We start from the raw sequence: 26162 nt of genomic DNA on the forward strand, positions 1-26162 counted from the left end.
TTACAAGGCTTTCCAGGGCGGCTCACCTTCCAGGGACCGTGATGCGCAGCCGTTGGGGGAGACACCCAGGACTTGCACCACCTACATTTTAACGCAAATCAAAGATGCTGACGTACAGAGATGGTTTGTGGTTTCATTCGGCAAGGCCGGATTCCGACTGTGGTGTCAACGCCACAAACTTCTCGCCGGAGGATCCCTTGGCGAAAGGGCTGAAATCGGTATCAGTGTCATACACATCCACGCCTTCCAGCCGTTTGAGCCCGTTGACGACGAGGTAGGTGCCCGGTGTTGCGACGACTTCGTACAGTACCTTGCCGACATAGCCGGAGAAGATCAGGTTGAGGATGGTGCCCCAGGATTCCTTGAAACCGAACGCGAGGGTCATGATGACCACGGAGTCGACAAACTGGCCGACGACAGTGGAGCCGATGGTGCGCATCCACAGAGCCTTGCCCTGGGTCAGGACCTTCATTTTGGCCATCACGAAGGAGTTGGCGAACTCACCGGCCCAGTAGGCGCAGAGACTGGCGGCGATCATGCGCGGGACGGCGCCGAAGACAGTAGCGAACGCGGCCTGGTCTTTGAAGTCCGGGGCGGGCGGCAGCCAGACGACGACCAGCCCCATCACGGCCATGAGAGCGGATCCGAAGAAACCGAGCCAAATGGCGCGGCGGGAGCCGGCGTAGCCGTAAACCTCTGTAAACACATCGCCAAAGATGTAAGTGATGGGGAAGAGCAGTTGCGCGCCGCTGATTCGGAAAGGGCCGACGGCGCAGATCTTGGGACCAATCAGGTTGGAGATCAGCAGGATGGTGACGAAGACAACAACAAGGCTGTCGAAGAACTTGAAACGGTGTTCGGGCCGTTCCAGCGCGCTGAACGCGCGGGCCGAGGAGGTCATGAAATAAGAGATTACCGCACCAGGCCCGTCGCGTCAGGAATACGACCCGGGTGGGTCGACGCAGAATTAACTTGTATTCACACAGCAGAATTGACGTGTACTATCTCGACATAATAAACTTGTATTTAGGCGACACGAAAAACTTGTGTTGGCCCAGGCAGGGGACCAGCGGATGCCCACTCCAAGCGAAAAACTCGCGTCGTCACTGACTGTGCTGCGGACGATTCAGGAATCCGGCCGACGCGTTTTCCTATCCAGCGAGTTCGGTCGCACCGACCGCGAGAGACTGCTGAAAAGCGGCTTTCTGGCCGAAGTGATCAAAGGTTGGCTGATCTCCTCGAGCCCAAACGCCAGGGACGGTGACAGCACTCCCTGGTACGCGTCGTTCTGGGAGTTCTGCTCCCGCTATTGTGACAAGCGCTTTGGATCCGACTGGCACCTGTCGCCCGAACAATCGCTCTTTCTCCATGCCGAGCGGACGGTGGTGCCCTCCCAGGTGGTGGTTTATAGTCCACTGGGCAAGAACAACAAAATGGACCTCCCCAACGGAACCTCCTTGTTCGACCTCAAGGTAGAGGGCATGCCGCCGGCAAGAGACTTGGTAGAGCGAGATGGACTGCGGTTGTTTTCCGCCGCCGCCTCCCTGGTGAGAGTGCCGGAGCGCCTGTATATGCGTCATCCGGTGGAGGCCCGCATCGTATTGGCGGGTCTGCGGGAAGCCTCCGAGGTCCTGGAGCCTCTGCTGGAAGGTGGACAGTCCTTCGTGGCGGGACGCTTGGCCGGGGCTTTCCGGCGAATCGGGCGTCCAGCGATTGCCGGCGAAATCGTGGCGACCATGAAGTCCGCGGGCTATGACGTCCGGGAGAACGATCCTTTCGCGGAGGAACATGTGGTGGTCCCGTTAACGGCGGCGGCGCCGATAGCGGGACGGCTTCAGGTGCTCTGGGAGTTAATGCGCGGCAGGGTTGCGGCGTTGATGCCCCAGTTGCCTGGACTGCCGGGAGATGGCTGGGCCTACCTGCGGTTTGTGGACGAATCCTATCGTGACGACGCGTATCATTCCCTGTCCATCGAGGGTTACCGCGTCACGCCCGACCTTATCGAGCGCGTGCGGACCAGGGGATGGAATCCGGAGCACGACGTAGGCGACCACCAAAGCCGGGACGCGCTCTCGGCGCGGGGGTATTGGCAGGCTTTTCAAATGGTGAAGGAAGACGTGACTCGCATCATTGACGGCGCCGACGCGGCGAAGCTCGTAAGGGCGAGCCATCGCACGTGGTACCGCGAGCTGTTTCAGCCGTGCGTCCTGGCCGGGTTGTTCCCTCCGGGTGCTTTGGCCGGATATCGGAACGATGCGGTTTACCTTCGGACTTCCCGGTATGTGCCCCCGAGATGGGAGGCCGTGCGCGACGCGATGCCCGTTTTGTTCCAACTGCTGGCAGCCGAAGAAAGTGCTTTTGTGCGTGCGGTGTTGGGGCATTGGATGTTTGGCTATATCCACCCATTCCCCGATGGAAACGGCCGCATGGCCCGTTTCCTGATGAACGCGATGCTGGCGTCGGGCGGCTACCCGTGGACCGTGATCCGTGTCGACGATCGGGACTCGTACCTTTCGGCGCTGGATAGGGCGAGTATCGACATGGATATAGAGCCCTTCGCGGCATTGATTGCCCGGCGGGTCAACGATGCAATGGAGCGAACCGCTACTGCTTATCGAAGAAGAACTTGAGTTCGAGTTCGCCCATGGGCGCCTTGATGTGGCTGACGGTGCTCAGGGTCTTGCCGTCCTCGCCCAGGGTCCAGGTTTCGACTGCGACGATTTCATTGCCCTGGACGTTGCGGACCGACTTCACTTCCAGGTCCTTGCCTTTCCAGGTAGCGGTGATCTGCGCTTCCGCCTGGCCGGATTTCACGGTGTGGGCGGCCCCGTCGATGACGTAAACGACGTCGTTGACCCGCTCCTGGCTCTGGAAATTCTGCTTGGTGGTCATCTTGAGCTCGGGATCGTTGTGGACGATCTTGCGCTCGAACTTGTCGGGGCCCGGGCTTTGGCCGAAATCGCTCTTCTTGACGTTGAGAACCCAGGTTCCGGTGAGATTGGGTTTGTCCGCCGAAAAAGCGGCCGGACTGGCTAAGGCAACGGCCAGCGCCAACGTCCAAAGTCTACGGTTCATTCTGAGATGGTCCTTTCGTTGATCCGGGGCGTCGGCCCTGAAGCACGTCCCCAGAATAACCCAGGGGTCCCCCGGGACGGTTCGCCGCGGGGCGAGGGAATCGCCCTAACCGGCGCAGGAAAGTACTTGATGGGGCGCCAGGAGATAGGGCGGGACGATTCCGCAGAGGTTGCTCAGCGGGAGGACTTCATCGTGGACGGGCAAGCCCAGTTTGGTGCGCATGAAGTCGCGGCGGGCGCGGCAGCGGTCGAGCAGGCCCGGTTCCAGTTGCGCCTGAAGGGCTTGGTCCGCCAGCAGGTAGCCATCCTCCATGCGCGAGGAGTAGTACTTCGGATTCGAGGGGATTACATCCGATTGCATCACCATGCCGGAGCGCAGGGGGATGGCGGATCCGGCCCAAACGGGGGAACAAAGCCATTCGTCCAGGTGGATGAGGTGGCCGGCGTTGAGGAAGACGCGGAACGTCTCCTGGTCGAGACGGGTATGGATGGCCTGGTGGAGGGCATCGCCGGTTGCGCCGATGCGCAGGGCCTCGAACCAGTTGGCCATGGCTTCGAAGTAGGGGATGGCGAAGTGGTCGAGGTAGCCTTCGGCATCGGGCGGGAGGTCGCGGGCGGAAGCGGCAACCCAGCCGCAGCGGCAGACATTGGCGCCCCAGTAGGCGATGCCGCAGGAGAACCGGCCACCGACAGTGACCCGTTCGCCGCGGGCGCTGGCCAGGCTGACGCGGTTGGCTCCGCACTTGAGGGTCATGTGGGCGGAGAGCGGCACGCCGTTGAACTGGGCCTGCTGGAGGAGGTCGTAGTCGAGGGTGCCCTGGCGGATCGAATGGATGACACGGCGCATGCCTTCCGAGGCCAGACCGTTGGTCCATTCGAAGAAGGCGGCTTCGTGCGGATCCACCGTGGTGCGCAGACCGTTGGTGTTGTCGAGGAACAGGTGGGCGGCGTTGGTGACGTTTTCGTAGCCGGCGGCAAAGCGGAGTTCGTCCACCAGGTAAGAGGGCGCGTCGATGGAACTAGGCTGGCCGTAAGACTTCCAGCCGGCGACGCCGACTTTGCAGTGGGCATCGAGGTCGAGGCCGTCGAGGAGGGCTCCGGGCTGGCTGGGTTGATCGGGCAGGGAGAACGGCGTGTAACGGCGCACCTCGACGTCCCCGGCTGCGACCAGGGGGGAGGCGGGCAGGTAGCCCAGGCACTCGTTGCCTGCCAGCAGCAGCGGTTTGGCGCCGGGGCGGACGAAGCACAGCGCCTCTTCGAAGCGCGGATCGAAGCCGGTGAGCCAGGCGAGATTGGCGAAGTGCTCACGGTCGCCATAGACGGCGAGGTGGGTTAGGCCTTCGCGGGCCATGGCCTCTTCGACTTGAGAGAGACGGCGGCGGTAGACGCCCAGGGGCGCCCGCCAATCGGGGGTTCCTTCGGCCAGGCCAAATTCCGGCCACTCGATTTCAATCAGGCGCGCGCGAGCCACTGGTTCAACAGCATATCGAAAAGGAGGCCCCAGGATCCGCCGGGGTGGCCGGTCTTCTGCTGGAGTTCCACCCAATCGCGGCGATTGGCGGACATGCCGGCGAGGCCGAGGAAGTAACCGCGAGTCTGGTCGACCGGGGTAATCTGTGGCTTTTTCCACTTGTAAGGAGCGGCGACGAAGGGGGCGAGGTATTCGACGGAAGTCAGGACACCCGCGCCTTCGGGGGTCTTGAAGTTCCAGAGGTCGACACCGCGCAGGGCTGCTAGCCGGCACAACAGACTGAAGCCGTCAAGATTCATGATCGAGTAGCTGAGCGACCGGGTGCGGGCCTCCTCGGCCGGCGCGCTGCCGTCGGGCCGCAACTGGCTGGGGATGAACCGGGTGCGGCAGAGTTCGTAGGCCCTCTGTTCCGATTTCGTGTCGCCGCAGAAGATGGAGTAGGCCGCGACCTGGGCTGCCCACCAAGTGGAATGATTGTTGCCGTTGTCGCGTTCTTCCAGCCCCTTGGTGCTGGTGGTGAGCCACTGCACATAGTCAGAGAACCAACGGCGCAGCCCGGCGGAGACCTTGGAATTGGCGAAGGAACGCTCGAGCACGGAGATGCCCTGCACGCACCAGATGAGCGGGCGGGTGTCGATGATCCCGATGCCACGGCCGCTGGTGATGCCGCGAATGGCCTGGCCGAACTCGAGGTTCGGGTTCATGTAGGTATCGGGGTGCAGAAACCAGACGTTAAGAAACCGCCAGGCGCGGTCGGCCGCCTCCGCATCTCCAGTGAGAGAGGCGGACAGGGCCAGAGCCAGGACGGAGTTGCTCATGCGGCTGAGGTGCACGTCGTGATCGGTGAAGCGGTCCGCATTGACCTTGCCGTCCTTGCGGACATATGGGCCCGAGGGGTTCTTGGGGTCGGGCCACCAGTAGGGGCCTTCGCTGAAGAAGTCGTGGAGGCCGGCTTCACTGAGGCCTTCGGGCCGGGTATAGGTAACGCTCCAGGGGCCCTTGGTGATACAGGTATCGCGAGCCGTCTTGAGGGCCGCTGAGGGTTGCAGGCCGCTCAGCTCACTGGGGGCAACCAGGAGTGTGGGGCTCTCTTGCTGTGCGGCAAGCGGAAGGGCCGCGCCGGTGAGGGCGGCCCTTCGCAACAACTCTCGTCGTGTCACTGAGGTAGTCTACTTCTTCCTCAAGAGTGAAAGCTGCAAGTGGCTGCGCGACTTGCTGTAGGCGAAATAAATAACCAGTCCGACGGCCATCCAGATGACGAAGGCGATCTTGGTGAGCGAATCGAGACTGAACATGAGCAGCAGGTTGAAGCCGACGCCCAGGATGGGGACGAGGGGGACCAGGGGCGTTTTGAAGGGGCGGGGCAGGTCTGGCCGTGTGCGGCGCATGATGATGACCGCGATGCAGACCAGGACGAAGGCGCAGAGGGTGCCGATGCTGGTGAGGTTGCCGAGCTGGGCGATGGGGGTGAAGGCTCCGAGGAGGGCGACGCCGACCAGCAGCATCAGGTTCGACTTCCAGGGGGTGTGGAACTTGGGGTGGACTTCGGAGAAGACGCCGGGCAGCAGGCCATCGCGGGACATGGAGTAGAACACGCGGCTTTGGCCGAGGAGCATGACGAGCATGACCGAGGTGAGGCCGGCGAGCGAGCCAAGCTTCATGACGAAGCCGAGCCAGCCGTACTTCATGGCGTCGACGGCAACGGCGAGCGGGGCGGTGACGTTCAGGTCCTTGTAGTTCACGACGCCGGTGAGGACCAGGGCGTACAGGATGTAGAGGATGGTACAGACGATGAGGGAGCCGACGATGCCGATGGGCATGTCGCGCTTGGGGTTCTTCGCTTCCTGGGCGGCCGTGGAAACGGCATCGAAGCCGATGTAGGCGAAGAAGATCTGTCCGGCGGCCGCCAGTACACCAGTGACGCCGAATTCACCGAACTTGCCGGTGGTGTTCTCGGGCAGGAAGGGATGGTAGTTGGCGTGGTTGATGAAGAAGTAGCCAAGGCCGATAAAGAGGATCACGACGGCCACTTTGATGACCACGATGGCGGCGTTGAAGCGGGCCGATTCCTGGATGCCGATGATCAGGATAGTGGAGATGAGCACCAGGATCAGCACGGCCGGAAGGTTCATGATGCCGGGGTTGGGATCCCAAGGCGACGCGATGAACGCCTGGGGCAGGTGGACGCCGAACGATTTGAAGATGGAATCGACGGTGCCTGACCAACTGACCGAGACGGTTGCCGCGCCGACGGCATATTCGAGAACGAGGGCCCAGCCGATGATCCAGGCCAGCAGTTCGCCCATGGTGGCGTAGGCGTAGGTATACGCGCTGCCGGCGATGGGGATCATGGTGGAGAACTCGCTGTAGCAGAGTCCGGCGAAGGCGCAGCCGATGGCCGCGAGAATGAAGGCGTAGACGATGGCCGGCCCGGCGTGGTGGGCGGCGGCGACGCCGGTGAGCGTAAAGATGCCGGCGCCGATGATGGCGCCGATGCCCAGGGCTACCAGTTGACCGGCGCCGAGGGTGCGTGTCAGGGCATGGCCGCCCTGGCCCTCCGACTCCTCCAGCAACCGTTCAATGGACTTGGTCGCGAATAGACTCATGCGATGAACCTCTTAATCCTTTCCTGCAAACTCAAACTGAGCGGCGCGCCGGACCAGCGGCGGCTCAGCCTTCCACGCTTTGTCTCTTCCAGAGGAAGTAGACGGGGATGCCCAACAGCACGAGAATCAACCCGGGCCAAGTGTAGTTAGGCTTATAGATCAGCAGCAAACCCTCAATCACGCTACCGGCCACGATGTAGATAGCCGGCAGCAGCGGATAACCAAAGGCCCGATACGGGCGGTCCATCGTGGGACGGGTGCGGCGCAGCACGAACAAACCCACGATCGTCAGAACGTAGAAAAGCAAAACAGCGAAGATAACATAGTCCAGGAGATCGTTGTAACGTCCGGTCAACGTCAGCAGGCAGGCCCAGAAGCATTGGACCCAGAGTGAGACGTAGGGCGTGTGGTGGACAGGGTCGACGCGCTTGACTGCTTTGAAGAAGAGCCCGTCTTCGGCCATGGCGTAGTAGACGCGCGCTCCGCACAGCACCAGGCCGTTGATGCAGCCAAAGGTGGAGACCATGACGGCGACGGCCATCACCTGGGTCGCGGCGGGACCGAGGATCTGCGAAATCACGGCGGTGGCGACGCGATCTTCCGGCGCATTCATGATGGCGTTCAGGGGCAGGGCCATCAGGTAGACCAGGTTGCAGCCCATATAGAGGATGCTCACCACGCCCACGCCAAGGGCGAGGGACAAGGGCAGGTCGCGCTTGGGATTGCGGATCTCGCCGGCGGCCAGGGTGACGCTGTGCCAGGAGTCGGAGGAGAACAGTGCTCCGACCATGGCGACACCCAGGATGCGGATGATGTCCCAGGGGGAACCGGAGCTGCGCCAGAAGTCGGTGAAGTTGGCGGTGATGGCTTCCGGCCGGCGGCCGACCATTACGCCGAGGGCGATGAGGCCCAGCAGGGCTCCGACCTTCGCGATGGTGAACACGTTCTGGAGAATCGCCCCGGCGCGCAGGCCTTTGGTGTTGACCCAGGTGAGGAAGATGATGATCGAGATGGCGACGATCATCTGGGTGTTCAGGCCGACCGGTCCTATTTTGAAAAGCCAGTTGGTGGTGGAGACGGCGGGGACGAAGACGCCCAGGAATTTGGCGAAAGCGACGGCGACAGCGGCGATGGTGCCGGTCTGGATGACGGTGAAGAAGGTCCAGCCGTAGAGGAAGCCGTAGAGGGGCCCGAAGGCTTCGCGAAGATAGATGTACTGGCCGCCGGCCTGGGGCATGGCGGCGGAGAGTTCACCATAGCTGAGCGCGGCGATGATGGTGAGCACGGCGGTGATCACCCAGGTGAGCATCATCAGGCCCGGCGATTGCACCTGGCGGGAAATATCGGCGGCGACAATAAAAACGCCACTGCCGATCATGGAGCCCATGACGAGGGTGGTGGCGTCGAGCAGCCCCAGACCTTTGACCAGTGCTGGTGCCTTTACTTCAGATTGAGCCATGCTTGCATTCGCTCCCGGACGGTCATTTTGGTAATTTCCTCAGGCATGAGGTCGCCAATCACGGCGATGGAGTCGGCGCCGGCGTTCCACACGGAACGGGCGGTTTCGAGGGTGATGCCTCCAATGGCCACCAGGGGTTTTGTAGTCAGACGGCGCGCGTTGGACAATCGTTCCAATCCAACCGTGGGATCGGCGTTCTGTTTGGAGCCGGTATCAAAGATGGGCCCAAGGGCGAGGTAGTCGACGGGTTCCAGGTCGCCCTCGCGCAGTTGCTGCTCGTTGTGCGTGGAGAAGCCAAGCGTCAATTTGTCAGTGAGTACTCGCCGGACGAGGGCGGGCGGCAGGTCCTGCTGTCCGACATGGAGACCGGCGCCGAGCAGGGCGGCGATGTCGGCGCGATCGTCGATCACGAAAGCTGCGTCCGCCTCGGCGCAGAGGGACGCCAGGCGTTTAGCTGTTTCGAAACTGGCGCGGCTGTAGGCGCCTTTGTGGCGGAACTGCAGGATGCGGGCGCCGCCTTCCAATAGAGCCTCGGCAAAAAACAGGGGGTCGCGTCCCCTGCGAATCAGGGCCTGGGTGTCGACGATGGGGTAGATTGCTGGCAGCCGCATGCCGGTCCAATGCGCAATTGAACTAGTGTAGTCGAATCGGGCGCGAGGCGCGTGGGCGTTGCGTGTGAAGCTTTCTACAGGAAATTGAATTGTTCGAGCTCGTAGTAATTTCCGCAGCCTGAGGGTCTTAGGGGCGTGCGTACCAAATGGGCCGCGGCCAGTGCCGCGCTGGTCATTGTGGTCGCGCCTTTCTGGTTTGCCGGCTCTGGTCTGCGGGCGTCATTTACGCCTGACGACCTGATGAATCTCTATCGATGCTGGGTCGATCCTTGGCGCGACGTACTCCTTGCGAATCTTAAATACTGGTCGCCCTATTACAGGCCGATGGGCGCCCTGGTTTACCGGATCCTCTATGGGCTCTTCGGGTTTCACCCCGAGCCACTGCGAGTGCTGTGTTTTGCGCTCATCATTATCAACTGCGGGCTGCTCTACCGTGTAACCGCCGCACTGACGGGCTCGAAGACAGCGGGCGCCCTGGCCGCGCTGCTGGGCGCGTTTCACGGAGAATTTGAGGACCTATATTACAACGGCGGCACCATCTACGATCTGCTCTCATTCACGTTCTATTTCGCCGCATTGGGTAGTTATATCGCGGACCGCCAGGCGGGCCGGCGCATCCGCTGGTGGCTGCTCCTGCCGCTCTATATCTGTTCGTTGAACTCCAAGGAATCGGCTGTGACGCTGCCGCTGGCGCTGTTGGCGTATGACGCGTTGTACGACCGGCGGTTCTCTTGGCCGGGCGTCCTCACGGGGCTCCTCACCGTTCCTTATGTCCTGTCGAAGCTGTCGCGGAAGAGCATCTTCACAGGGATCCCCGAGTATCACCAGCAGCTCAGCGTGACGAACTATTTCCAGCACTACGCGCGCTATACGGACATGCTGTTTTATCAGCCGCCGGGCTGGTTCAACATCGCGCAGTTCTGCGTACTGCTGGTGATCCTGCTGGTTGTCGCGGTCAAGACGAAGCGGGCCTGCCTGCAGTTCAGCCTGGCGTTCCTGCTGTTCGCTGTGTTGCCAGTGATCTTTATTCCACTACGCGGCAGTCTATTCGTCGTCTACATTCCCATCGCCGGGTGGTTCATCTACATGGCTGCGTTGCTGGACCGGCTGCCGCTGCGGCCCGCCCTGACGTTCTCCCTCGCGGCGGTGTGCCTGTTCGTGCTGCATGACGCGCATATGCGCAAGGTGAACCTGGACCGGAACATTGCGCAGACCATTGAGCGGGTCCGGCGCGAATGTCCCGTGGAGCCGAAGGGCGCGGCTTTCCGGTTGCCCGGGCACCCATTCCCAGCCGATTCGTGGAACCTGCTGTATATCGCGCGACTCCACTTCGGAGACAAGAATCTGGATGTGGACCGCCGGCCTTAACGGGGCTGCTCAGTCTGGAACGGGGTCGCCGGCAGCCCTTCCTTGTTGTACAGGCTGGTCTCGGGATTGTCCTTCCAGGCGTAGCGGGCCGAGATGGGATTGGCGACGGCAGGACTGGTCAACACCACCGTGCTGCCGTCAATACGCGCGTCGGCCGCGACATACTTGCGGTCCGCGCCCGCGATTTCGAAGCCCTTCAGCGCACCCCCGCGCACCGTGAGGCCGGTGCCGGTGTGATCGAAGAATAAGCGCAGGGACGGGCCCTCCGCGACGGTCTGCCGGTACATGGGGCCCGAGTACTCGATCGGCTCGCCATAGGCGACCGCGCGAGCGGCCAGGCCCAGGCGCAGGCCCACGTCCTGTTTGTTCTTCGGGTGGATGTCCTTGGGATCGCCGATGTCGATGGCGGTGGCCATGGCGGTATTGCGCAGGGCGAGCGTCTGGCGTTGGGCGTCGCGCAGTTCCGGCCAGCGGCTGGTGGAGCCTGTTGTGTAGTTGGCGAGTTGCACGAAGAGGAACGGGAAGTCTTCGCCCCAGGCGCGGCGCCAGTCCTGGATCATTGTCTGGAACAGACGCGAGTAAGTGGAGACGCGCTCGATGCCGGCGTTGCTTTCGCCCTGATACCAGATGGCTCCGCGGATGGGGAAGGGCGTGAGCGGAGCGATCATGGCGTTGTAGAGGCCGGCGGGCGACCAGCAGTCGCGCTCATTCGGAGCCCAGGGACGGCCCGGCGCGGTGCGTCCGTCTGCTTTGGCTTGGTCGACGGACTTCTGCCACTCAGCGAGTTGCTGGTCGCGGCGCAGGCGGGTGCCGATGGCGTCGTCGTTCATCTTGGCCCATTCGGAGAAGACGGGCATGAGAGAAGCATCGGAGGAGAGGGCGCGCAGGCTGGTCCAGGCTTCGGCGGGCGTCCCGCCCCAGTTGGATTCGATGAGCCCGATGGGGACGCGTTGTTTCTCGTTCAGATGGCGGCCGAAGAAGTAGGCTACGGCGGAGAATCCGGCTACGGATTGCGGCGTGACGCTGGCCCAGGGTGCGGCGGTGACGTCATCCAGAGGGTGGGTGGCGACGTTGTTCTCCACGCGGAACAGGCGGATGTTGGGATAGTTGGCGGCGCTGATCTCTTTGGCGGCATCGACGGCATCGCGAGTGGCGAACTCCATGTTGGACTGGCCGGAAGCCACCCAGACATCGCCTACGAGCACGTCACGCAGCGTGATGGTATTCGACGCTTTGACGGTGAGGTCGAGCGGTCCGCCTGCTTCGCCCGGGGGCAGCAGGAGGCTCCACTGGCCCAGGGAATTGGCCCGGCCGCTGGCCGTGGTTCCGCGAAATGTCGCCGCGACCTCTTCGCCCGGCGTGGCCGTACCCCAGACGTGGACGGGCCGGTTCCGCTGCACCACCATATGGTCGGTGAAGAGCGCCGGCAGCTTCGCTTCGGCGCAGAGCAGGGAAGCGAACAGGGGCAGCAGGCCGGCGGCACGACGGAGGGAAGAGGCGATCATGGAGAACACAGTATCACTGCGCCTGCGTTCCGGTGGCAGGTGGTGATTGCGCTGGCGGACGCAGCTGTCCCATTTGCGGACAGCGGCGTCGGAAACTTGTCCGGCAAATGGCCGATTTTCAGCGAATTGCCCGATGGCACGCCAGCTGCACTTCCGGCACGCGATGCAGACCTTCAGCCAGGATCTCCGTTCCGCACTGCGGTCGTTCGTGAAGAATCCGCTATTCACCGCGGTGGTGGTGCTCTCACTTGGGCTGGGCATTGGGGCCAATACGGCCATCTTCACCCTCACCGATCAGGTACTGCTGCGGCTGCTGCCGGTGAAGGAGCCAAGGACGCTGGTGCAGTTGAAAGTACTCGGGGAGATGTGGGGCGCCAGCCGCGGAGCTCCGGAGTTCATCTTTTCGCACCCGATGTTCCTGGATCTTCGCCAGCCGGCGTCGGCGGTGTTCACGGGCCTGATGGCGCGGTTTTCCACCCGGGCCACCTTGCGCCTGGGCGAAGAAGCGGAGTTGGCCGCGGTGGAATTGGTGTCGGGTGACTATTTTGAGGTATTGGGCGTCGGCGCCGCCGTGGGCCGCACGTTGACCTCGTCCGACAATGTCCGCCCCGGCGCGCATCCAGTAGTTGTGCTGGGTTACCGGTATTGGAAGGAGCGCTGCAACGCCGACCCGACACTGGTGGGCAAGACGATCCGGGTAGATGATCATCCGATGACCGTGGTCGGGGTCAGTCAGGCGGGATTCGACGGTCTGGATGGGACAGAGCCGGTGGCGGCGCGGATCCCCCTGATGATGAAGAGCTGGATGACGCCGAACTGGGACGACCTGAACAACCGGCGCAGCACTTGGCTGCAGGTGTTCGGTCGGCTGCGGCCGGGCGTCTCGGCGGCACAGGCGCAGGTGGTCCTGGACGGGGTTTATCACAACTTTCTGTTGGAGGAGACGAAGGAAGGATTCTTCACGAAGACTCCTCCGGAGGCGGCGCAGTCGCTGCTGAAACAGCGGCTGGTGGTGGCGCCGGCGGCACGCGGATTCACGCAGATGCGGCAGGCGGTGGAGAAGCCGCTGCGGGTCCTGACGGTTCTCGTCGGACTGGTGCTGCTGATCGCGTGCGCGAACGTGTCCAGCTTGTTGCTGGCGCGGGCCGAAGTGCGGCGAAAGGAGATGGCGGTGCGCCTGGCAATGGGCGCGAGCCGCGCGCGGCTGCTGCGGCAACTGCTGGTGGAGAGCCTGGCGCTGTCTCTGTGCGGTGGGGCCCTGGGGACGCTGCTGTCCATCTGGTGTAGCGACTTCATGGTGCGGTTCATGAAGGTGGAAGATCACGCGCTGTCCATCGTGACAACCCCGGATCTTCGGATCCTGGCCTTCACCGCCATCGTTTCTCTCCTCACAGGGGTGCTGTTCGGGTTCATCCCGGCTTGGCGAGCGACGCGCCTGGATCTGGCCCCGACGCTGAAGGATCAGGGCGGCCGGGTTACTGCGGGCGCCGGACATTTGCGGTTGCGGCGAGCGTTGGTGGTGGCCCAGGTGGCGCTCTCGGTGCTGCTGCTGGTGGGCGCTGGTCTGTTTGGGCGGAGCCTGGGCAGGCTGCGCGCAGTAGACCCTGGCTTCCAGGTGTCTAATGTAGTGGCGTTTACGGTGGACCCGAGCCTGAATGGCTATGCCCAGGATCGTGTCGGTCCCTTCTTCCGGAGCCTGGAGTCTACACTGCGGAGCACCGCCGGTGTGCAGAACGTGGCACTGACCGGCATCCGCATGCTGGCCAGCGAAGAGTGGCATGCGGGCGTCCGGATTGAGGGCTACCAGCCGCGGCCCGGGGAGTCGTTGAGTCCGCTGAGCAACGGCGTCAGCGGCACATACTTCGAGACCATCGGGTTGCCGTTGCTGGCCGGCCGGACATTCGACGAGCGGGATGCGGCGTCGCAGTGGAAGGTGGCTATCATCAACCGGGCGTTCGCGCTGAAGTACTTTGGCCGTGTGAATGTGGTGGGCCGCCGCATCGCGCTGGCCGAAGGCTCGCGCACCCCTCCGGATACTGAGGTGATTGGTGTTGTGGAGAATGCGAAATACCTCAGCCTCCGCGAGACCCCGAAGGCGCAGGTATTCTGGCCCTATCAGCGCTTCCTGGCCCTCACCGGCGGGCTGCACGTGATGGTGCGGACGCAGCAGGATCCGGGGCTGGCGATGCCGGTGCTGCGGCAGGCGGTGGCGCGGCTGGATGCCGGCTTGCCCGTATTCGACATGCGGACGCTGGAGGCTCAGCGGGAGGAATCGCTGGCGCAGGATCGTCTGCTGGCCTCACTGGCACTGGCCTTCAGCACCCTGGCCGCGCTGCTGGCCGCATTGGGGTTGTATGGCATTCTCGCCTACATGGTGCAGGCGCGAACGAATGAGATAGGGATCCGCATGGCGTTGGGCGCGGGCCAGGGCAGCATCGTGTGGATGGTGGCGCGCCAGTTGCTGCTGATGGTGGGAATTGGGGCGGCATTGGGGATGGCCGCGGCCTCAGGGTTGGTGCGGCTGGTGTCTTCGCAGTTGTATGGCATGGCGGCCGCGGATCCGGCGAGCTTCGCGCTCGCATTGGGGTTGTTGGCGGTAGTCGGGGCAGCGGCCGGCTTGGTGCCTTCGATCCGGGCGGCCCGCGTGGATCCGATCCAGGCCTTGAAGTATGAGTAAGCCCGCAACGCAACGGGCCGGCAGCTTACTCACGCAGCGCTTACCAGGCCTCAACTTGGATTCGACTTCCGGGCCGAGAGGTTCTCCAGGATGCACTCCGGTGTGGGCTTGCCGCGCTCGGCGAACTCGATGCGGCCATCGGCTCCGATGACGTAGACAGTGCGGCGCACCAGCAGCCAGAATCCGCAGTTGTAGACCTTGGCGACGTGGCCGCCGCGGTCCACCAGCAGCGGGAATGGCAGGCAAAGTTTCTGGATGAACTTCTGGTGGCTGACCTCGCCTGCCGGATTGACGCCGAAGACCTGGATCCCCAAGGGCGCAAGCTCTTCCTGAACATCGCGCAGCTCACTCAACTGGAGGCTGCAGGTGGGCGTATCGTCGCCGGGGTAGAACACGAGCATCACACGCCGGCCGCGCAGTGACGAGAGTCGAACCTGCTGCCCCTGGTGATCCTTCAGCGTGAAGTCCGGAGCGGGACTACCCACCGGCAGCGGCGCGCCGAAGATACTCATCGAGGTCTCACTGGTTGACGTAGCCGAGCAGGCGCTCCTGCACCGTCTTGGCGCGCTGGTTGTCCCAGCACACAACCAATACGGTGTCGTCGCCGGCGACGGTGCCGGCCACTTCCGCCCAGTCCTCCTGGTCGAGCGCCACGGCCAGCGAGTTGGCGCTGCCGGTGGAGGTCTTCAGGATGACCATGTTCTGTGCGAGGCGGACATCCAGCAGATATTCGGCCATCACCTGGGCCAGGCTGGGGCCGGTGGGGTCCGGAAGGATCTCGCGGTAGCCGTCGGCGGTCTTGGCCAGGCCGAGTTCACGGATGTCGCGGGAGAGCGTCACCTGCGTGGTCTCGATGCCCTCTTCCTTCAGTTCGCGGGCAAGCTCTTCCTGCGTGCCGATCTTCTTCGTGCGAATCAGCTTGAGGATCTGTCCTTGACGGTAGTTCTTGGTCATGACGACATGGACTCCAGCCTCTGGCGCGCTTCGGCCAGGGCGTTTCTAACAGTCGAGGGCGCCGTGCCCCCTTTTGACGTGCGGGTTTTCATGCCTTCAGCGGGATTCATCAATGCCGCCATTTCGGGCTTGAAGCGGCGGTCGAAAGCCGTGAGGGCTTCGGCGGTCCACTCGCTGGGTTTCTTGTTGTCGCGGACGCTCTCCAGAACCAGGCTGCCCACCAGTTGATGGGCCTGGTGGAACGGGACACCGGAGCGGGACAACGCCTCTGCCAGGTCGGTGGCCACCAGCCAGCCCTCCTCGGCCGCCTGCAGGGCCGGTTCGGGGTTCAGCTTGGTAGTCTGGACGACGACCGCAGCCATTTCCAGGGACAAGTTGAGCTGGTCGACGGCGTCGAACAAGGGCTCCTTGTCCTCCTGCATGTCGCGATTGTAGGTCATGGGCAGACCCTTCATCGTCATCATGAGTGAGGTGTAGGACGCGAAGACGCGGCCGCACTTGCCGCGAATCAGTTCCAGCGAATCGGGATTCTTCTTCTGCGGCATCAGGGACGAGCCGCTGGTGACGCCATCGCCCAACTGCAGCCAGCCAAACTCGTCTGAGCTGTAGAGGATCCAATCCTCCGCCAGGCGCGAGAGGTGCAGCATGCAGGTGCTGGCCGAAGAGAGATAGTCGAGCAGGAAGTCGCGGTCGGCGCTGACATCCATGCTGTTATTGGTGACGCCCTGGAAGCCGAGCTCTGCCGCCAGTTCCTCGCGGTCGATGGGAAAGCCGGAACCGGCGAGAGCGCCGGAGCCCAGCGGCATGCGATTCACTCGGGCGCGAGCTTGGGTGAACCGCTCATGGTCGCGGGCAAAGGCCTCGAAATAGGCCAGCAGGTAGTGTGCCCAGGTGACAGGCTGCGCGCGGCGCATATGCGTATACCCGGCCACGACGGTGTCGACATGCTTGCCTGCGAAGTTGAGGAGGTCGGACATCAGCGCCCGGAGCAGGCCGCGGGTCCGGTCGATCTCCTCGCGCAGCCAGAAACGGACATCGAGCGAAACCTGCTCGTTGCGGCTGCGGCCGGTGTGCATCTTGTCCGCCACGCCGCCTGCCTTTTCCTTCAGCATGCGGATGACATAAGTGTGGATGTCTTCATCCGGTGCGTCGGGCGGAGGCTCGGGAATCGAGGCCAGCGCCTCGCACAGAGTGGAGCACTCGTCGTCGTTCAGGATGCCCACGCGGGTGAGAGCCCGCGCATACGCGATGGAACCGAGCACGTCCACCCGGAAGAGCCTGCTATCGAAGTGCAGTGACCACGAATAGCGTTGAAAGACTTCCGATGGACCGGATTCGAATCTGCCACCCCAGAGCTTCATTGGTTCTTACCCATTGGCGTTCCTCTGAATTACTGTAAAACTATTCTCGCCCCTTGGCTCGCCGGGCAAACCTCTCCTCGCGGGTCGGACCCGGCGGAGCAGACCGGCGTTTCCACTAACGGGCAGGCCCATCCAGCAGCATCAGCAGCAGCGCCTTTTGTGCGTGCAGCCGGTTTTCGGCCTCGTCAAATACAACAGAAACGGAAGATTCAATGACCTCGTCGGTGACCTCTTCCTCGCGATGCGCCGGCAGGCAGTGCAGGAAGAGTGCTCCTGGAGCGGCTTTGGCCATGAGGGCCGTGTTCACCTGGTAAGGTGCGAAGACGCGGGCGCGTTCAGACGCCTCGTGCTCCTGGCCCATCGATGCCCATACGTCGGTATAGACGGCATTGGCACCCTTGAGGCCTTCGTCCAGGTCGGTTGTGACTTCCACCGTTGCACCCGTTGCTTGGCCGAATTCGCGGGCCTGGGCCACAACGGTTTCGTTGGGTTCGTATCCGGGCGGGATGATGCAGGCGAAGTTCAACCCCAGCCGGGCGGCATTCAGCATGAGGGAGTGGGCGACATTGTTGCCGTCCCCGACGAAGGCCAGTTTGCGGCCCACAACGCTGCCCCAGTGCTCCCGCAGGGTGAGCATGTCGGCGAACACCTGGCAGGGGTGGTACATGTCGCTGAGCGCGTTGATCACCGGGACGCGGGCGAAGCGGGCGAGATCGTCCACGGTTTTCTGGTCGAAGGTCCGGGCCACAATCAGGTCGGTCCAGCGTTCCAGGTTACGGGCGACATCGGCCACAGGTTCCCGGCCGCCGATGGGGCCGGTGTTCAGGATGGCGTCGCCGCCGAGCTGCTTGGCTGCCACTTCAAAAGTGATGCGGGTACGCAGGGAAGGCTTTTCGAAAAGCAGGCTGATGATGCGCCCGCTGAGCGCCGTACGGTAGTGGCCGGGGTGTCGCTTGACGTCAGCCGCCAGGTCGAGCAACGTCTGAAGTTCCTCAACAGTGAGGTCGAGGTCGCTGGTGAGATCGCCCGCGGCGACACTTGGCAGCGAGAAAGCCGGCTGAGGCTTCGTCATTTCTGGACTCCCGGTCGTGGGGTGCATGGCGCGGAACACGAATGAATACTTATTCGCTCAAGTGAATAATTACACATTCCGGACACCCAGTCAACAAAAGTGCCCCGCCAACGGTGCTCCCGGGAAGCCCGTTTAGAAGCTGAATCCCAGCTCCGCCTGATACGTGCGCGGGGCGACAAAGTGGGTGCCGCTGAAGGTGGAGAGGAAGTTATACAGGGAGGCCTGATTGGTGAGATTGAGCACGGTGAAGCGCAGCGAGGTCTTAAACTTCTCGCGGTGGAACAGATCGTCCGTTCCGGCGCTGATGTCGAAGAGGTGACGGGGTGCGATGCGCGGCGGATTGTGGTCGTCGTTGGCGGTGCCCGCGGCAGGAATGTTCAAACGGGTGGCGCCGTAGTTTGAGCCGCCGCAAGAGGTGATGGGGTTGTTCAGCGACGCGAAGGTGCCGCCGCAGTAGAAGCCTATCGCGGACTGCTCAGCCGCGGTCAGGCCGAGGGCGCTTTCGAGGTCGGGTACAGCCCCGGAGACCATCCCGCTGTCATACCGCCAGGTGAAAGCGACCCAGGGCGCGTCCTTCTTCTTCTGGTAGCGGAGGTTGGTCGTCTGCTGCAGCGCCTGGTCGTGATCGATGCGGAACACGCTGGTGGCAAGTGGCGAGTTGAAGATCAGGCCGCCGTTCGAGGGTCCGAAGAAGCGGGCGCGCGTATGGCCCATGGTTGTGTACGCCTGGAAGCCGTGGATGTTGACAGTGCTGACCTTAACCGACACACCATCGATGGCCGAACGGCGCCACGAGATGGGGAATTGGATGGGCGTATTGAACAACGTGTCGAAATCGTAGGCGTTGCGGGTGTACTTCCAGAAGTAGTCAGCGTCGATGACGGCCCACTTGCCGATGGCCTGCTGAAATCCGGCGTTGTACTGATTGCGGTTGCCTGGCCGGAGCGGCTCCTGGCCGAATGCTCCGAAGACGTTCGAAGCCAATCCGCCGCTGCCGGTGGAACTGGAGATGAGCAGGTTCTCGTTGTAAGGCGTTTCGAACGTGCGGGAAAAAGACGTCCGGAAGACGGTGCCGGTGCGCTTGTTGTGGTAGGAAACGCCGGCCCGGGGTTGGACGCCGGTGGCTGCGCTGAGGCCGTTATAGCTGTCGATCCGCAGGCCCAGGCTGATGTTGAGATTCCCGAGCGTGATCGAATCCTGACCATAAAATGCGTATTGATTCACCTTGCCGCGATTGTTGTAGAAGAGTGGAGTGCCGCCGCGGGTCAAGTCAATCGCAACGAGCCCGGGCAGGAGGTCGGGATTGGCGATCGCGCCGGGCAGGGCGCCGGAACAGCCACCCGGGTCAGTGACAGTGGGCAAGTCCAGCGGATCGCCTGAGGCGGACAGGCAGACAGGATTGAAGGACGAGTTCGTGATGCCGAGGTGGAACTCTTCGCTGAGGCGGGTCTGCATCACCTGGGTGCCGAACTTGAGGTTGTGGCGGCCTTTGACGTACGCAACGTCTCCGCGGAAGCCGTAATTCGTCAGGTAGCGTTCCTGCTGGACGGTGGCCGGGCTATCGGCAAACGCGTCGGCGCTGGGGTAGTAATTCAGGTGGTCGCGCCGGACGAAGGGCGTGAAGGTGAGCAGCACATCGGTGCCGATAGTGCGCTGGTACCCGCCGGAGATATTGAAAGTATTGACCTTCTGGCGCTGGTCCTGACCCGGTTGGTCGTAGGTGATGGGGGTTTGAAACCAGTTCCGGGCGGCAAACAGGTTCACGTGAAAGGAGTCCCGCGCGTTGGGTTTGTAGTCGATGCGGTCGAACAGCGTGCCGTTATTGCCCACCGCATGCATGGGGTGGAATTCCGGCGTGTCAAGAAACCGGCCGGAGCGTGACGTATTGAAAGCCAGGAAGTTGCCGAACTTCGAGGTGCCCAGGGAGAGACTGGCGTCCTCCGCGATGGTACCGAAGGAACCGTATTGCAGGTGGAGGCTGCCGTGGCCGTTCTGATCGAGACCGGAGCGGGTGACGGCGTTCACCACCAGGCTGGTTTTATCGCCGAACTCGGCCGGGGGGGCTCCGGTGATCAACTCCATGCTTTGAATGGCATTCACTGGAATCTGGGTGGAAAACTGTTTGCTCTGCTGGTCGCTGATGGGTTGTCCGTCGATGGAAAAACTCGTCTGAGCGTGGTCGCCCAGCGGATGGAAGAAACCGTTCGAATCGGCCACAACACCCGGGGCACTGAGGGTGATTGCGTCACTGAGCCCGGCGCCGGGCGATCCGGACGGCAGCTTCATGAGGCTGGTGTGGTCCACGTCGCTGTGGGCGAACGGGACGGTCTCCAGAACATCGGTGCTGTCGGCTTCCACCGTCACCGACGAGGTAGAACCCTCCAACTTGAGCGTCAGCGTCAGATTGATGGGGACCGAAGTGCGCACCACGATGTCCTGGTCAAGTTTCGAGAATCCCGGCGCCTCGGCGTTGAGGTGATAGGAGTTCGGAGGCACGTTGGAGAATCGAAAATTGCCGGTGGAATCGGTGAGGACCAGGCGCTTATAGCCCGTGATCGGGTTGGAAATCTCTACTTTGGCGGCCGGTACCGCCTGCTGGGAAGGATCCTGGAGAGTTCCAAGAATCGTACCGGCGTTGCCCATCGACTGTGCTGCAACAGGGAGCGTGATGAGGGCGAGGAAGAGGACGAGGCACAGCGATGATCTGCGAGACATGATTGGCTTCAGACGTCAGTATTGGGCTACGGGCGGCAAAAGTCCGCAAAGGAACGGTGAGCGGGCCCGGATTGGCGGCAAGCGGGCCCAGATCGTTCGGCCAACGGGTCAGCGTTCCAGGCGTTTGGCGGCGCAAAACGTAGATGTTAGTACCTCCGGCCCGGGTGTGATAACTGCTCTCGAAGCCTGCGTCGGAGAGCTGTTGCCAAAGCCGGCGCGCCTCGGAGGGGGTCGTGTAGGGAGAGGTCGCGGCGATCACAACCGGCTGTCGGGTGAGGTCGGCGAGGCAGGTTCGGCTGGCAAGGCCGGGCTGGAAATGGGAGTAGAGAGCCAGATGCGCTCGTGGGGCCACGAGGGCGCAGGCCCTGCTATCAGTGGCAAGTTTGAGCACTGACGCGGCCAGTGCCCAATTTTCTCCTTTTGTTCTGATGTGGCGAAAGTTGCCTGCCGTGGCGGCCAATAGAAGCAGGGTGAGAGCAATTGTGCCCAACTGGCGGTGCTGAACGATCAGAAGACGACTGCCTTCAGCTGCCAGGATCACGAGGGCCGGCAGAATGAAGATCAGTTGCCGGATTGCGAAGAAGTAGCCGAACCAGGCGTCCGCGGCCAGAACGCAGACAGGGGGGACCAGCACTGCGGCGGCCAGCAGCCGCTTGTGTTCCGCCTCCAGGTTTCCGCGGACTACGCCGCAAACCGCCAGGATGATGAGGGGGATGGAGACGGCGTAACCTCCGCCCGAGATCTCCCGGACAGCCATCAGGAGCGTTGCGGGTTCGCATCGAAATTGGACACCAGAGCTCTCAACTGCCTCAGCCCAAAAGTTATGGGCATAGAGATACCAGGGAGCAAACGCCGCCAGCGAGACCGCCAGCGTGGCTGACAACTTCAGGGCCAGCGCGCGATTCTCTCGCATCAGCCAGCAGACGTGCGCGGCCAGCAGGAACCCCGAGTAGGGTTGTGTGTAGAGCGCGGCGGTCGCGGCGCTTAGATATATAACGAAGTACAGAATGCGGGGATCGCGGCGCAGTCGCAGCACCGCTTCCGTGGCCAGGAGCGTGAATAATAAGGCGAGCGAGTAGGGCCGGGCTTCCACGGCATAGCGTAACTGCAACGGCAGGATCATGAACAGAATCAGGGCGATGGACGGGCGGGGCAGGGCGATTGCGCGGCAAATCCGCAGCAACACAAACACCGAGAGCAAGCCGGCCAGGGCGGAGGGAAGTCGCGCGATGAGGGGAGATTGGCCTAAGGCGTGGATGAAGGCCCACTGAACGAGATAACCCAGCGGGACTCCTCCGGCATTTTGGGCGGACCATGAGACGGCACGGGCCGGATCGGCTGAACTGGTACCAAGTAGTTGCAGGACCTCGTCCAGCCACAACGGGGTCTGCGCCATGAGCGCCGCCAGCAGGACGCAATAGGCGAGCACAACGAGCACGACGGGCCAAGGGCGGAATAAGGACACTACGGGTAGCAGGGATTTCATTGAATTGACACACTGCCCCGCACAGGAAGTGCAGGGATTGGAAAAGAGAGGGGCCGGGCTGCGGAATGCGCGGCCCCCAAATCACGATGAGCCGAGTGAGCCTCACCGTCTCTACATTCAAAGACGCGCAAACGGGCGATTCTACGACAGGGGAAAAAGAGAATTGTTTCTGCTGTAACTTCTCGAATATTTCGCTGTGAGGTGTAGTGAATTTCATGGAAGGGCAATTCCGCCGGCAAGTGTGCTACGAGTAAAGCTGATGCCAGAAGCCCAGCAGACCGCGCCGCCGTCCTTTCCTCCAGAACCGCGCTGGCCTTCGGCGATGGGGCTGATCGCCGTGGGCGGACTCCAATTGGCGCTGCCTTCGCACCTGGTTTTTGGTCCCGCCTGGCTGGTGCTCACGATCGTGTGTGTCCTGGCCGCGGCCACGACCACCCTGCATCACACGGGACGGCACGATGCCAGCCGGATAGGCGGCTTTCTGTTATCCGGTATCGTGACCCTGGCGATGATTTCCTCGTTGGGGTTGCTGGTGGCGGGGCTGCCGTCGCATCGCGATACGGCGCAGGATCTGCTGAGCGCGGCGACGGGACTCTGGATCAGCAACATTCTGGTGTTTGCGTCCTGGTATTGGCGATTGGACGCCGGCGGTCCGCATGAACGCTATCGGAAACAAACCCACGACGCGGGATCGTTCCTGTTCCCGCAGATGACCATGTCGTCCCAGGCGCGCGCGGCGGCCGGCCTGAAGTACTGGCGGCCCGGGTTCGTCGACTACCTGTTTCTGGCTTTCAACACGAGCACAGCGCTGTCGCCCACCGACGTGCCGGTGCTCTCCCGTTGGGCGAAGGGCATGATGATGGTGCAGGCCCTGATTTCGATGAGCACCATCGTGATTCTGGCCGGGCGGGCCGTGAACGTCCTGTAGCCGCCTGCGCTGCGGCGCGTTGCCAGCGCGATGCAGTAAACGGGCCTTTTCGTCCCATATTTACAAGTATGTAAGCGGTTCCACCCTTTTGCGGACTGGGGGAAAGACAGGGCGCCCGTACGCCCATTGACTTGATAGAATCGTCTGCAATGAAATACCCCAAAACTGGGGCCGTGCTGGCGCTCACGGCTATCTCCTGGGCTCATCTGGTTGCGCAAGCGCCGCCCAACCGGTCCGCACGATCGCTGCCGGAAGGCGCGGGCAGGGAAGTAACTCAACGCGTCTGCGGAGCCACGTGCCACGGTCCGGACACGATTATGGGTAAAGGGCGGTCGCGCGAACAATGGACGGCCGTAGTGAATGCCATGGTGGCGCGAGGGGCGAAGGCGACCGACGCGGAACTGGTCCAGATTGCGGAATACCTGACGGCCCGGCTGGGTCCGAACTCGACGCCAGAGTCGGCGAGCGCCCGCGGGAGCCGCAGCGGTGCAGTCGCACCGGTGGCCGGCCGGGGGCCGGGACCTCTCGGAGCTGGCGCCGCGAATTCGCATGTTGTTGACGATGCTGGGGCTGAGCGCGGCAAGACGGTCTACACGGCCGAGTGCATTACCTGCCACGGGCTGAACGGGCGCGGCGGCAATGACACGCTGCCGGCGGAGCAACGCGGACCGGACCTGGTGCGATCCGTGCTGGTGCTGCACGACCGCTATGGCAACGAAATTGGACCATTTCTGGCGAAGAACCATCCCTTGCGCAGTGGACGGAAGGGATCGAGCCTGACCACGGAGCAGGTGGGCGACCTGGCGCATTTCCTGCACCAGACGGTGTACTACACGCTGCGCAGCGGTCCGATGTTGAAGGTGCAGAACATCCTCACCGGGGACGCGAAGGCCGGAGCGGCCTACTTCAACGGCGAAGGGAAGTGCAGTGGTTGCCACTCGCCCACAGGCGATTTGGCGGGTGTCGGCAGGAAGTATGATCCACCCACACTACAGACGAAGTTCCTGTTTCCCCGCAGCGTCGGCTTCGGCCGGGCGGGTGCCCGAACGGCGCCCGTGAAACCGGTGACCGTAGCGGTGACGCTGGCGGATGGGACGTTTTCGGAGGGCGAACTGGTCAGGCTGGATGACTTCAATGTTTCGCTGCGCGACGCGCAGGGACAGTACAAGTCGTTCAAGATTACCCCGCAGGTGAAGGTTGTGAAGAACGACCCCTACGCTATGCATGTCACGATGCTGGACCAGTACACGGACAAGAACATCCACGATATCGTTGCCTACCTGGAGTCCCTGAAATGATATTGACGAAGCCTTCTCTGTGCCTGGTTGTGTTGAGTTCGGGGCTATTCCCACAGGCGATGAAGCCGGCGAAAGTGTCGGGCCCGCCTAAGGACGCCTGGCCGATGACGATTGGGGACTACTCGGGCCGGCGATTTAGCCCGCTGACGCAGATCAACGACTCGAATGTGAACTCCCTGAGCCTGGCGTGGGTGTACCGGACGGCTTCGGGTTCGGGTTTTGCTTCCTCGATCAAAGCGACGCCGGTACTTGTGGACGGGATCCTGTATTTCTCGGTACCCGATAAGGTCTGGGCGATTGATGCCCGGACCGGCCACGAAGTGTGGCAGTTTTCCTGGACTTCGACGGGCGGCATCCACATCGGGAGTCGCGGCGTGGCAATCTCAGGCAATTCGCTGTACTTCGAGACTCCAGACTGCCACCTGGTGGCGTTGAATACGAAAGACGGCAAGGAACGCTGGAGGAGCCAGATCTGCGACCTGGATCAGATGTATTTCGGTTCAGCGGCTCCGCTGGTGATCAACAATCACATCATCGCGGGCGTGAGCGGCGACGACCTGGATGCGCCGGGGTACATCGAGTCGCACGATCCGGAGACCGGTGCGCTGCAATGGCGCTGGTACGCGCATCCGCAGCCAGGCGAACCGGAGGCGAAGACGTGGCCGAGCACGGAGGCGATGCTGCACGGGGGCGGGATGACCTGGGGCGCGTACGCCTATGATCCCGAGCTGAACCTGCTGTACTTTGGAACCGGGAATCCGCAGCCGGTGATTGCGGGCAAGGGGCGTGAAGGCGACAACCTGTATACGGAGAGCATCATCGCGCTGAATCCGGACACGGGCAAGCTGGCCTGGTATTTCCAGGTTTCCCCGCACGACACGCACGATTGGGACGGTGTGGAGGCTCCGGTGCTGATCGATGGCGAGATCGACGGCAAGCCGCGAAAGCTGTTGGCGCAGGCGAGCCGGAATGGCTATTTCTTCGTACTCGATCGCACCAACGGCAAGAACATCGTTTCGAAGACGTTTGCGAAGGCGAATTGGGCGAAGGGGTTTGATGCGAAGGGGCAGCCGATTCCGAATCCCGCCAAGATGCCGCAGATCGACGGAGTATTGGTGTCGCCGAACCAGGCTGGAGCGGCGAACTGGCCGCCGCCGAGCTTCAGTCCGCTGACTGGGTTGTTCTATGTCAATGCGACGGACGCCTACAGCGTCTATTACATCTATGACAACGACATCAAGCCCGAAGGCTGGGGCGGGAACGATCACGGCGGCTGGTCGCAGTCGGCTCTGCGGGCGATCGACTACAAGACCGGCGAGATCAAGTGGAGCCACACCTGGGAAGGGACGGGCGGACCGCGCTCGGGTGTCCTTTCCACGGCGGGCAACCTGGTGTTCGCGGCCGATTCCTCCAGCAATTTTGTGGCGTTGGACGCGGTGAAGGGCCAGCCGTTGTGGCATACGAATTTGGGAACGGGCATGAGCAACTCCCCGATGACGTATGAACTGGATGGCACGCAGTATTTGGTAGTGGCGGCGGGTGACACGTTGTTTGGGTTCGCCATGCTGGCGAAATAA

The 26162-nt window shown here is 62.6% G+C and carries 20 protein-coding genes; 6 read left to right on the forward strand and 14 right to left on the reverse strand.

All coding sequences use genetic code 11. The features are described 5' to 3' along the window. Positions 1 to 133: 133 nt before the first annotated feature. Positions 134 to 901 carry a queuosine precursor transporter gene (locus tag ACR9Y2_RS25180; protein WP_435044458.1) on the reverse strand — a complete coding sequence of 256 codons (768 nt, stop codon included), beginning with the start codon at positions 899 to 901 and terminating at the stop codon, positions 134 to 136. Positions 902 to 1073: 172 nt separating this feature from the next. Between ACR9Y2_RS25180 and ACR9Y2_RS25185 the strand changes: the two genes are divergently transcribed. Next, entirely contained in the window at positions 1074 to 2630 is a 1557-nt protein-coding gene (locus ACR9Y2_RS25185) for a Fic family protein (protein ID WP_435044460.1), read from the forward strand. Here ACR9Y2_RS25185 and ACR9Y2_RS25190 read toward each other — a convergent pair. From ACR9Y2_RS25190 to thiE, 6 genes are all read right to left on the reverse strand, one after another. Continuing rightward, on the reverse strand, positions 2605 to 3075 hold the full coding sequence (locus tag ACR9Y2_RS25190; RefSeq protein ID WP_435044461.1) for a hypothetical protein: 471 nt from the start codon (positions 3073 to 3075) through the stop codon (positions 2605 to 2607). The genes ACR9Y2_RS25185 and ACR9Y2_RS25190 overlap by 26 nt on opposite strands. 105 nt (positions 3076 to 3180) lie before the next feature. Beyond that, positions 3181 to 4545 carry a hypothetical protein gene (locus ACR9Y2_RS25195; RefSeq protein WP_435044462.1) on the reverse strand — a complete coding sequence of 455 codons (1365 nt, stop codon included), beginning with the start codon at positions 4543 to 4545 and terminating at the stop codon, positions 3181 to 3183. Beyond that, positions 4527 to 5705 (reverse strand): alginate lyase family protein, encoded by a 1179-nt coding sequence (locus ACR9Y2_RS25200; protein WP_435044463.1) that lies wholly within the window; start codon positions 5703 to 5705, stop codon positions 4527 to 4529. Before ACR9Y2_RS25200 ends, ACR9Y2_RS25195 begins: the two co-directional genes overlap by 19 nt. A 9-nt stretch (positions 5706 to 5714) precedes the next feature. Next, complete coding sequence (locus ACR9Y2_RS25205; RefSeq protein WP_435044464.1) at positions 5715 to 7151, reverse strand: amino acid permease; 1437 nt, start codon at positions 7149 to 7151, stop codon at positions 5715 to 5717. A gap of 64 nt (positions 7152 to 7215) precedes the next feature. After that, positions 7216 to 8610 carry an APC family permease gene (locus ACR9Y2_RS25210; RefSeq protein ID WP_435044465.1) on the reverse strand — a complete coding sequence of 465 codons (1395 nt, stop codon included), beginning with the start codon at positions 8608 to 8610 and terminating at the stop codon, positions 7216 to 7218. Further along, positions 8592 to 9221, reverse strand: a complete 630-nt coding sequence (thiE, locus tag ACR9Y2_RS25215; protein ID WP_435044467.1) for a thiamine phosphate synthase — start codon at positions 9219 to 9221, stop codon at positions 8592 to 8594. The genes ACR9Y2_RS25210 and thiE overlap by 19 nt, the downstream gene beginning before the upstream one ends. A 135-nt stretch (positions 9222 to 9356) precedes the next feature. Between thiE and ACR9Y2_RS25220 the strand changes: the two genes are divergently transcribed. Then, positions 9357 to 10589, forward strand: coding sequence for a glycosyltransferase family 39 protein (locus tag ACR9Y2_RS25220; protein ID WP_435044468.1), 1233 nt, complete (start codon positions 9357 to 9359; stop codon positions 10587 to 10589). On the opposite strand, the gene ACR9Y2_RS25225 is transcribed toward ACR9Y2_RS25220, so the two are convergent. Beyond that, positions 10586 to 12094, reverse strand: coding sequence for a sialate O-acetylesterase (locus tag ACR9Y2_RS25225; protein ID WP_435044469.1), 1509 nt, complete (start codon positions 12092 to 12094; stop codon positions 10586 to 10588). The genes ACR9Y2_RS25220 and ACR9Y2_RS25225 overlap by 4 nt on opposite strands. A 133-nt stretch (positions 12095 to 12227) precedes the next feature. Between ACR9Y2_RS25225 and ACR9Y2_RS25230 the strand changes: the two genes are divergently transcribed. Next, positions 12228 to 14771 (forward strand): ABC transporter permease, encoded by a 2544-nt coding sequence (locus ACR9Y2_RS25230; protein ID WP_435044470.1) that lies wholly within the window; start codon positions 12228 to 12230, stop codon positions 14769 to 14771. A gap of 50 nt (positions 14772 to 14821) precedes the next feature. Here ACR9Y2_RS25230 and ACR9Y2_RS25235 read toward each other — a convergent pair whose 3' ends face one another. From ACR9Y2_RS25235 to ACR9Y2_RS25260, 6 genes are all read right to left on the reverse strand, one after another. Then, entirely contained in the window at positions 14822 to 15283 is a 462-nt protein-coding gene (locus ACR9Y2_RS25235) for a peroxiredoxin family protein (protein WP_435044471.1), read from the reverse strand. Positions 15284 to 15290: 7 nt separating this feature from the next. Next, complete coding sequence (locus ACR9Y2_RS25240) at positions 15291 to 15725, reverse strand: arginine repressor (RefSeq protein ID WP_194451009.1); 435 nt, start codon at positions 15723 to 15725, stop codon at positions 15291 to 15293. Continuing rightward, on the reverse strand, positions 15722 to 17086 hold the full coding sequence (gene argH / locus ACR9Y2_RS25245) for an argininosuccinate lyase (protein WP_435044472.1): 1365 nt from the start codon (positions 17084 to 17086) through the stop codon (positions 15722 to 15724). Before argH ends, ACR9Y2_RS25240 begins: the two co-directional genes overlap by 4 nt. A 115-nt stretch (positions 17087 to 17201) precedes the next feature. Continuing rightward, positions 17202 to 18158 carry an ornithine carbamoyltransferase gene (gene argF, locus ACR9Y2_RS25250; protein ID WP_435044474.1) on the reverse strand — a complete coding sequence of 319 codons (957 nt, stop codon included), beginning with the start codon at positions 18156 to 18158 and terminating at the stop codon, positions 17202 to 17204. 132 nt (positions 18159 to 18290) lie between these two features. Continuing rightward, on the reverse strand, positions 18291 to 20801 hold the full coding sequence (locus tag ACR9Y2_RS25255; RefSeq protein ID WP_435044902.1) for a TonB-dependent receptor: 2511 nt from the start codon (positions 20799 to 20801) through the stop codon (positions 18291 to 18293). Continuing rightward, positions 20701 to 22359: a glycosyltransferase family 39 protein gene (locus ACR9Y2_RS25260; RefSeq protein WP_435044475.1), complete on the reverse strand. Its 1659-nt coding sequence runs from the start codon at positions 22357 to 22359 to the stop codon at positions 20701 to 20703. Before ACR9Y2_RS25260 ends, ACR9Y2_RS25255 begins: the two co-directional genes overlap by 101 nt. Positions 22360 to 22618: 259 nt before the next feature. On the opposite strand from ACR9Y2_RS25260, the gene ACR9Y2_RS25265 reads away from it, so the two are divergent. The 3 genes from ACR9Y2_RS25265 to ACR9Y2_RS25275 all read left to right on the forward strand — a co-directional run bounded on the left by ACR9Y2_RS25265 (position 22619) and on the right by ACR9Y2_RS25275 (position 26162). Then, positions 22619 to 23287, forward strand: coding sequence for a hypothetical protein (locus ACR9Y2_RS25265; RefSeq protein WP_435044476.1), 669 nt, complete (start codon positions 22619 to 22621; stop codon positions 23285 to 23287). A 149-nt stretch (positions 23288 to 23436) separates the two neighbouring features. Continuing rightward, entirely contained in the window at positions 23437 to 24585 is a 1149-nt protein-coding gene (locus ACR9Y2_RS25270) for a c-type cytochrome (RefSeq protein ID WP_435044477.1), read from the forward strand. Further along, positions 24582 to 26162: an acido-empty-quinoprotein group A gene (locus ACR9Y2_RS25275; protein WP_435044478.1), complete on the forward strand. Its 1581-nt coding sequence runs from the start codon at positions 24582 to 24584 to the stop codon at positions 26160 to 26162. The genes ACR9Y2_RS25270 and ACR9Y2_RS25275 overlap by 4 nt, the downstream gene beginning before the upstream one ends.

This window comes from Paludibaculum fermentans (genome assembly GCF_051172195.1).
In the GTDB taxonomy this organism is placed as follows: domain Bacteria; phylum Acidobacteriota; class Terriglobia; order Bryobacterales; family Bryobacteraceae; genus Paludibaculum; species Paludibaculum fermentans_A.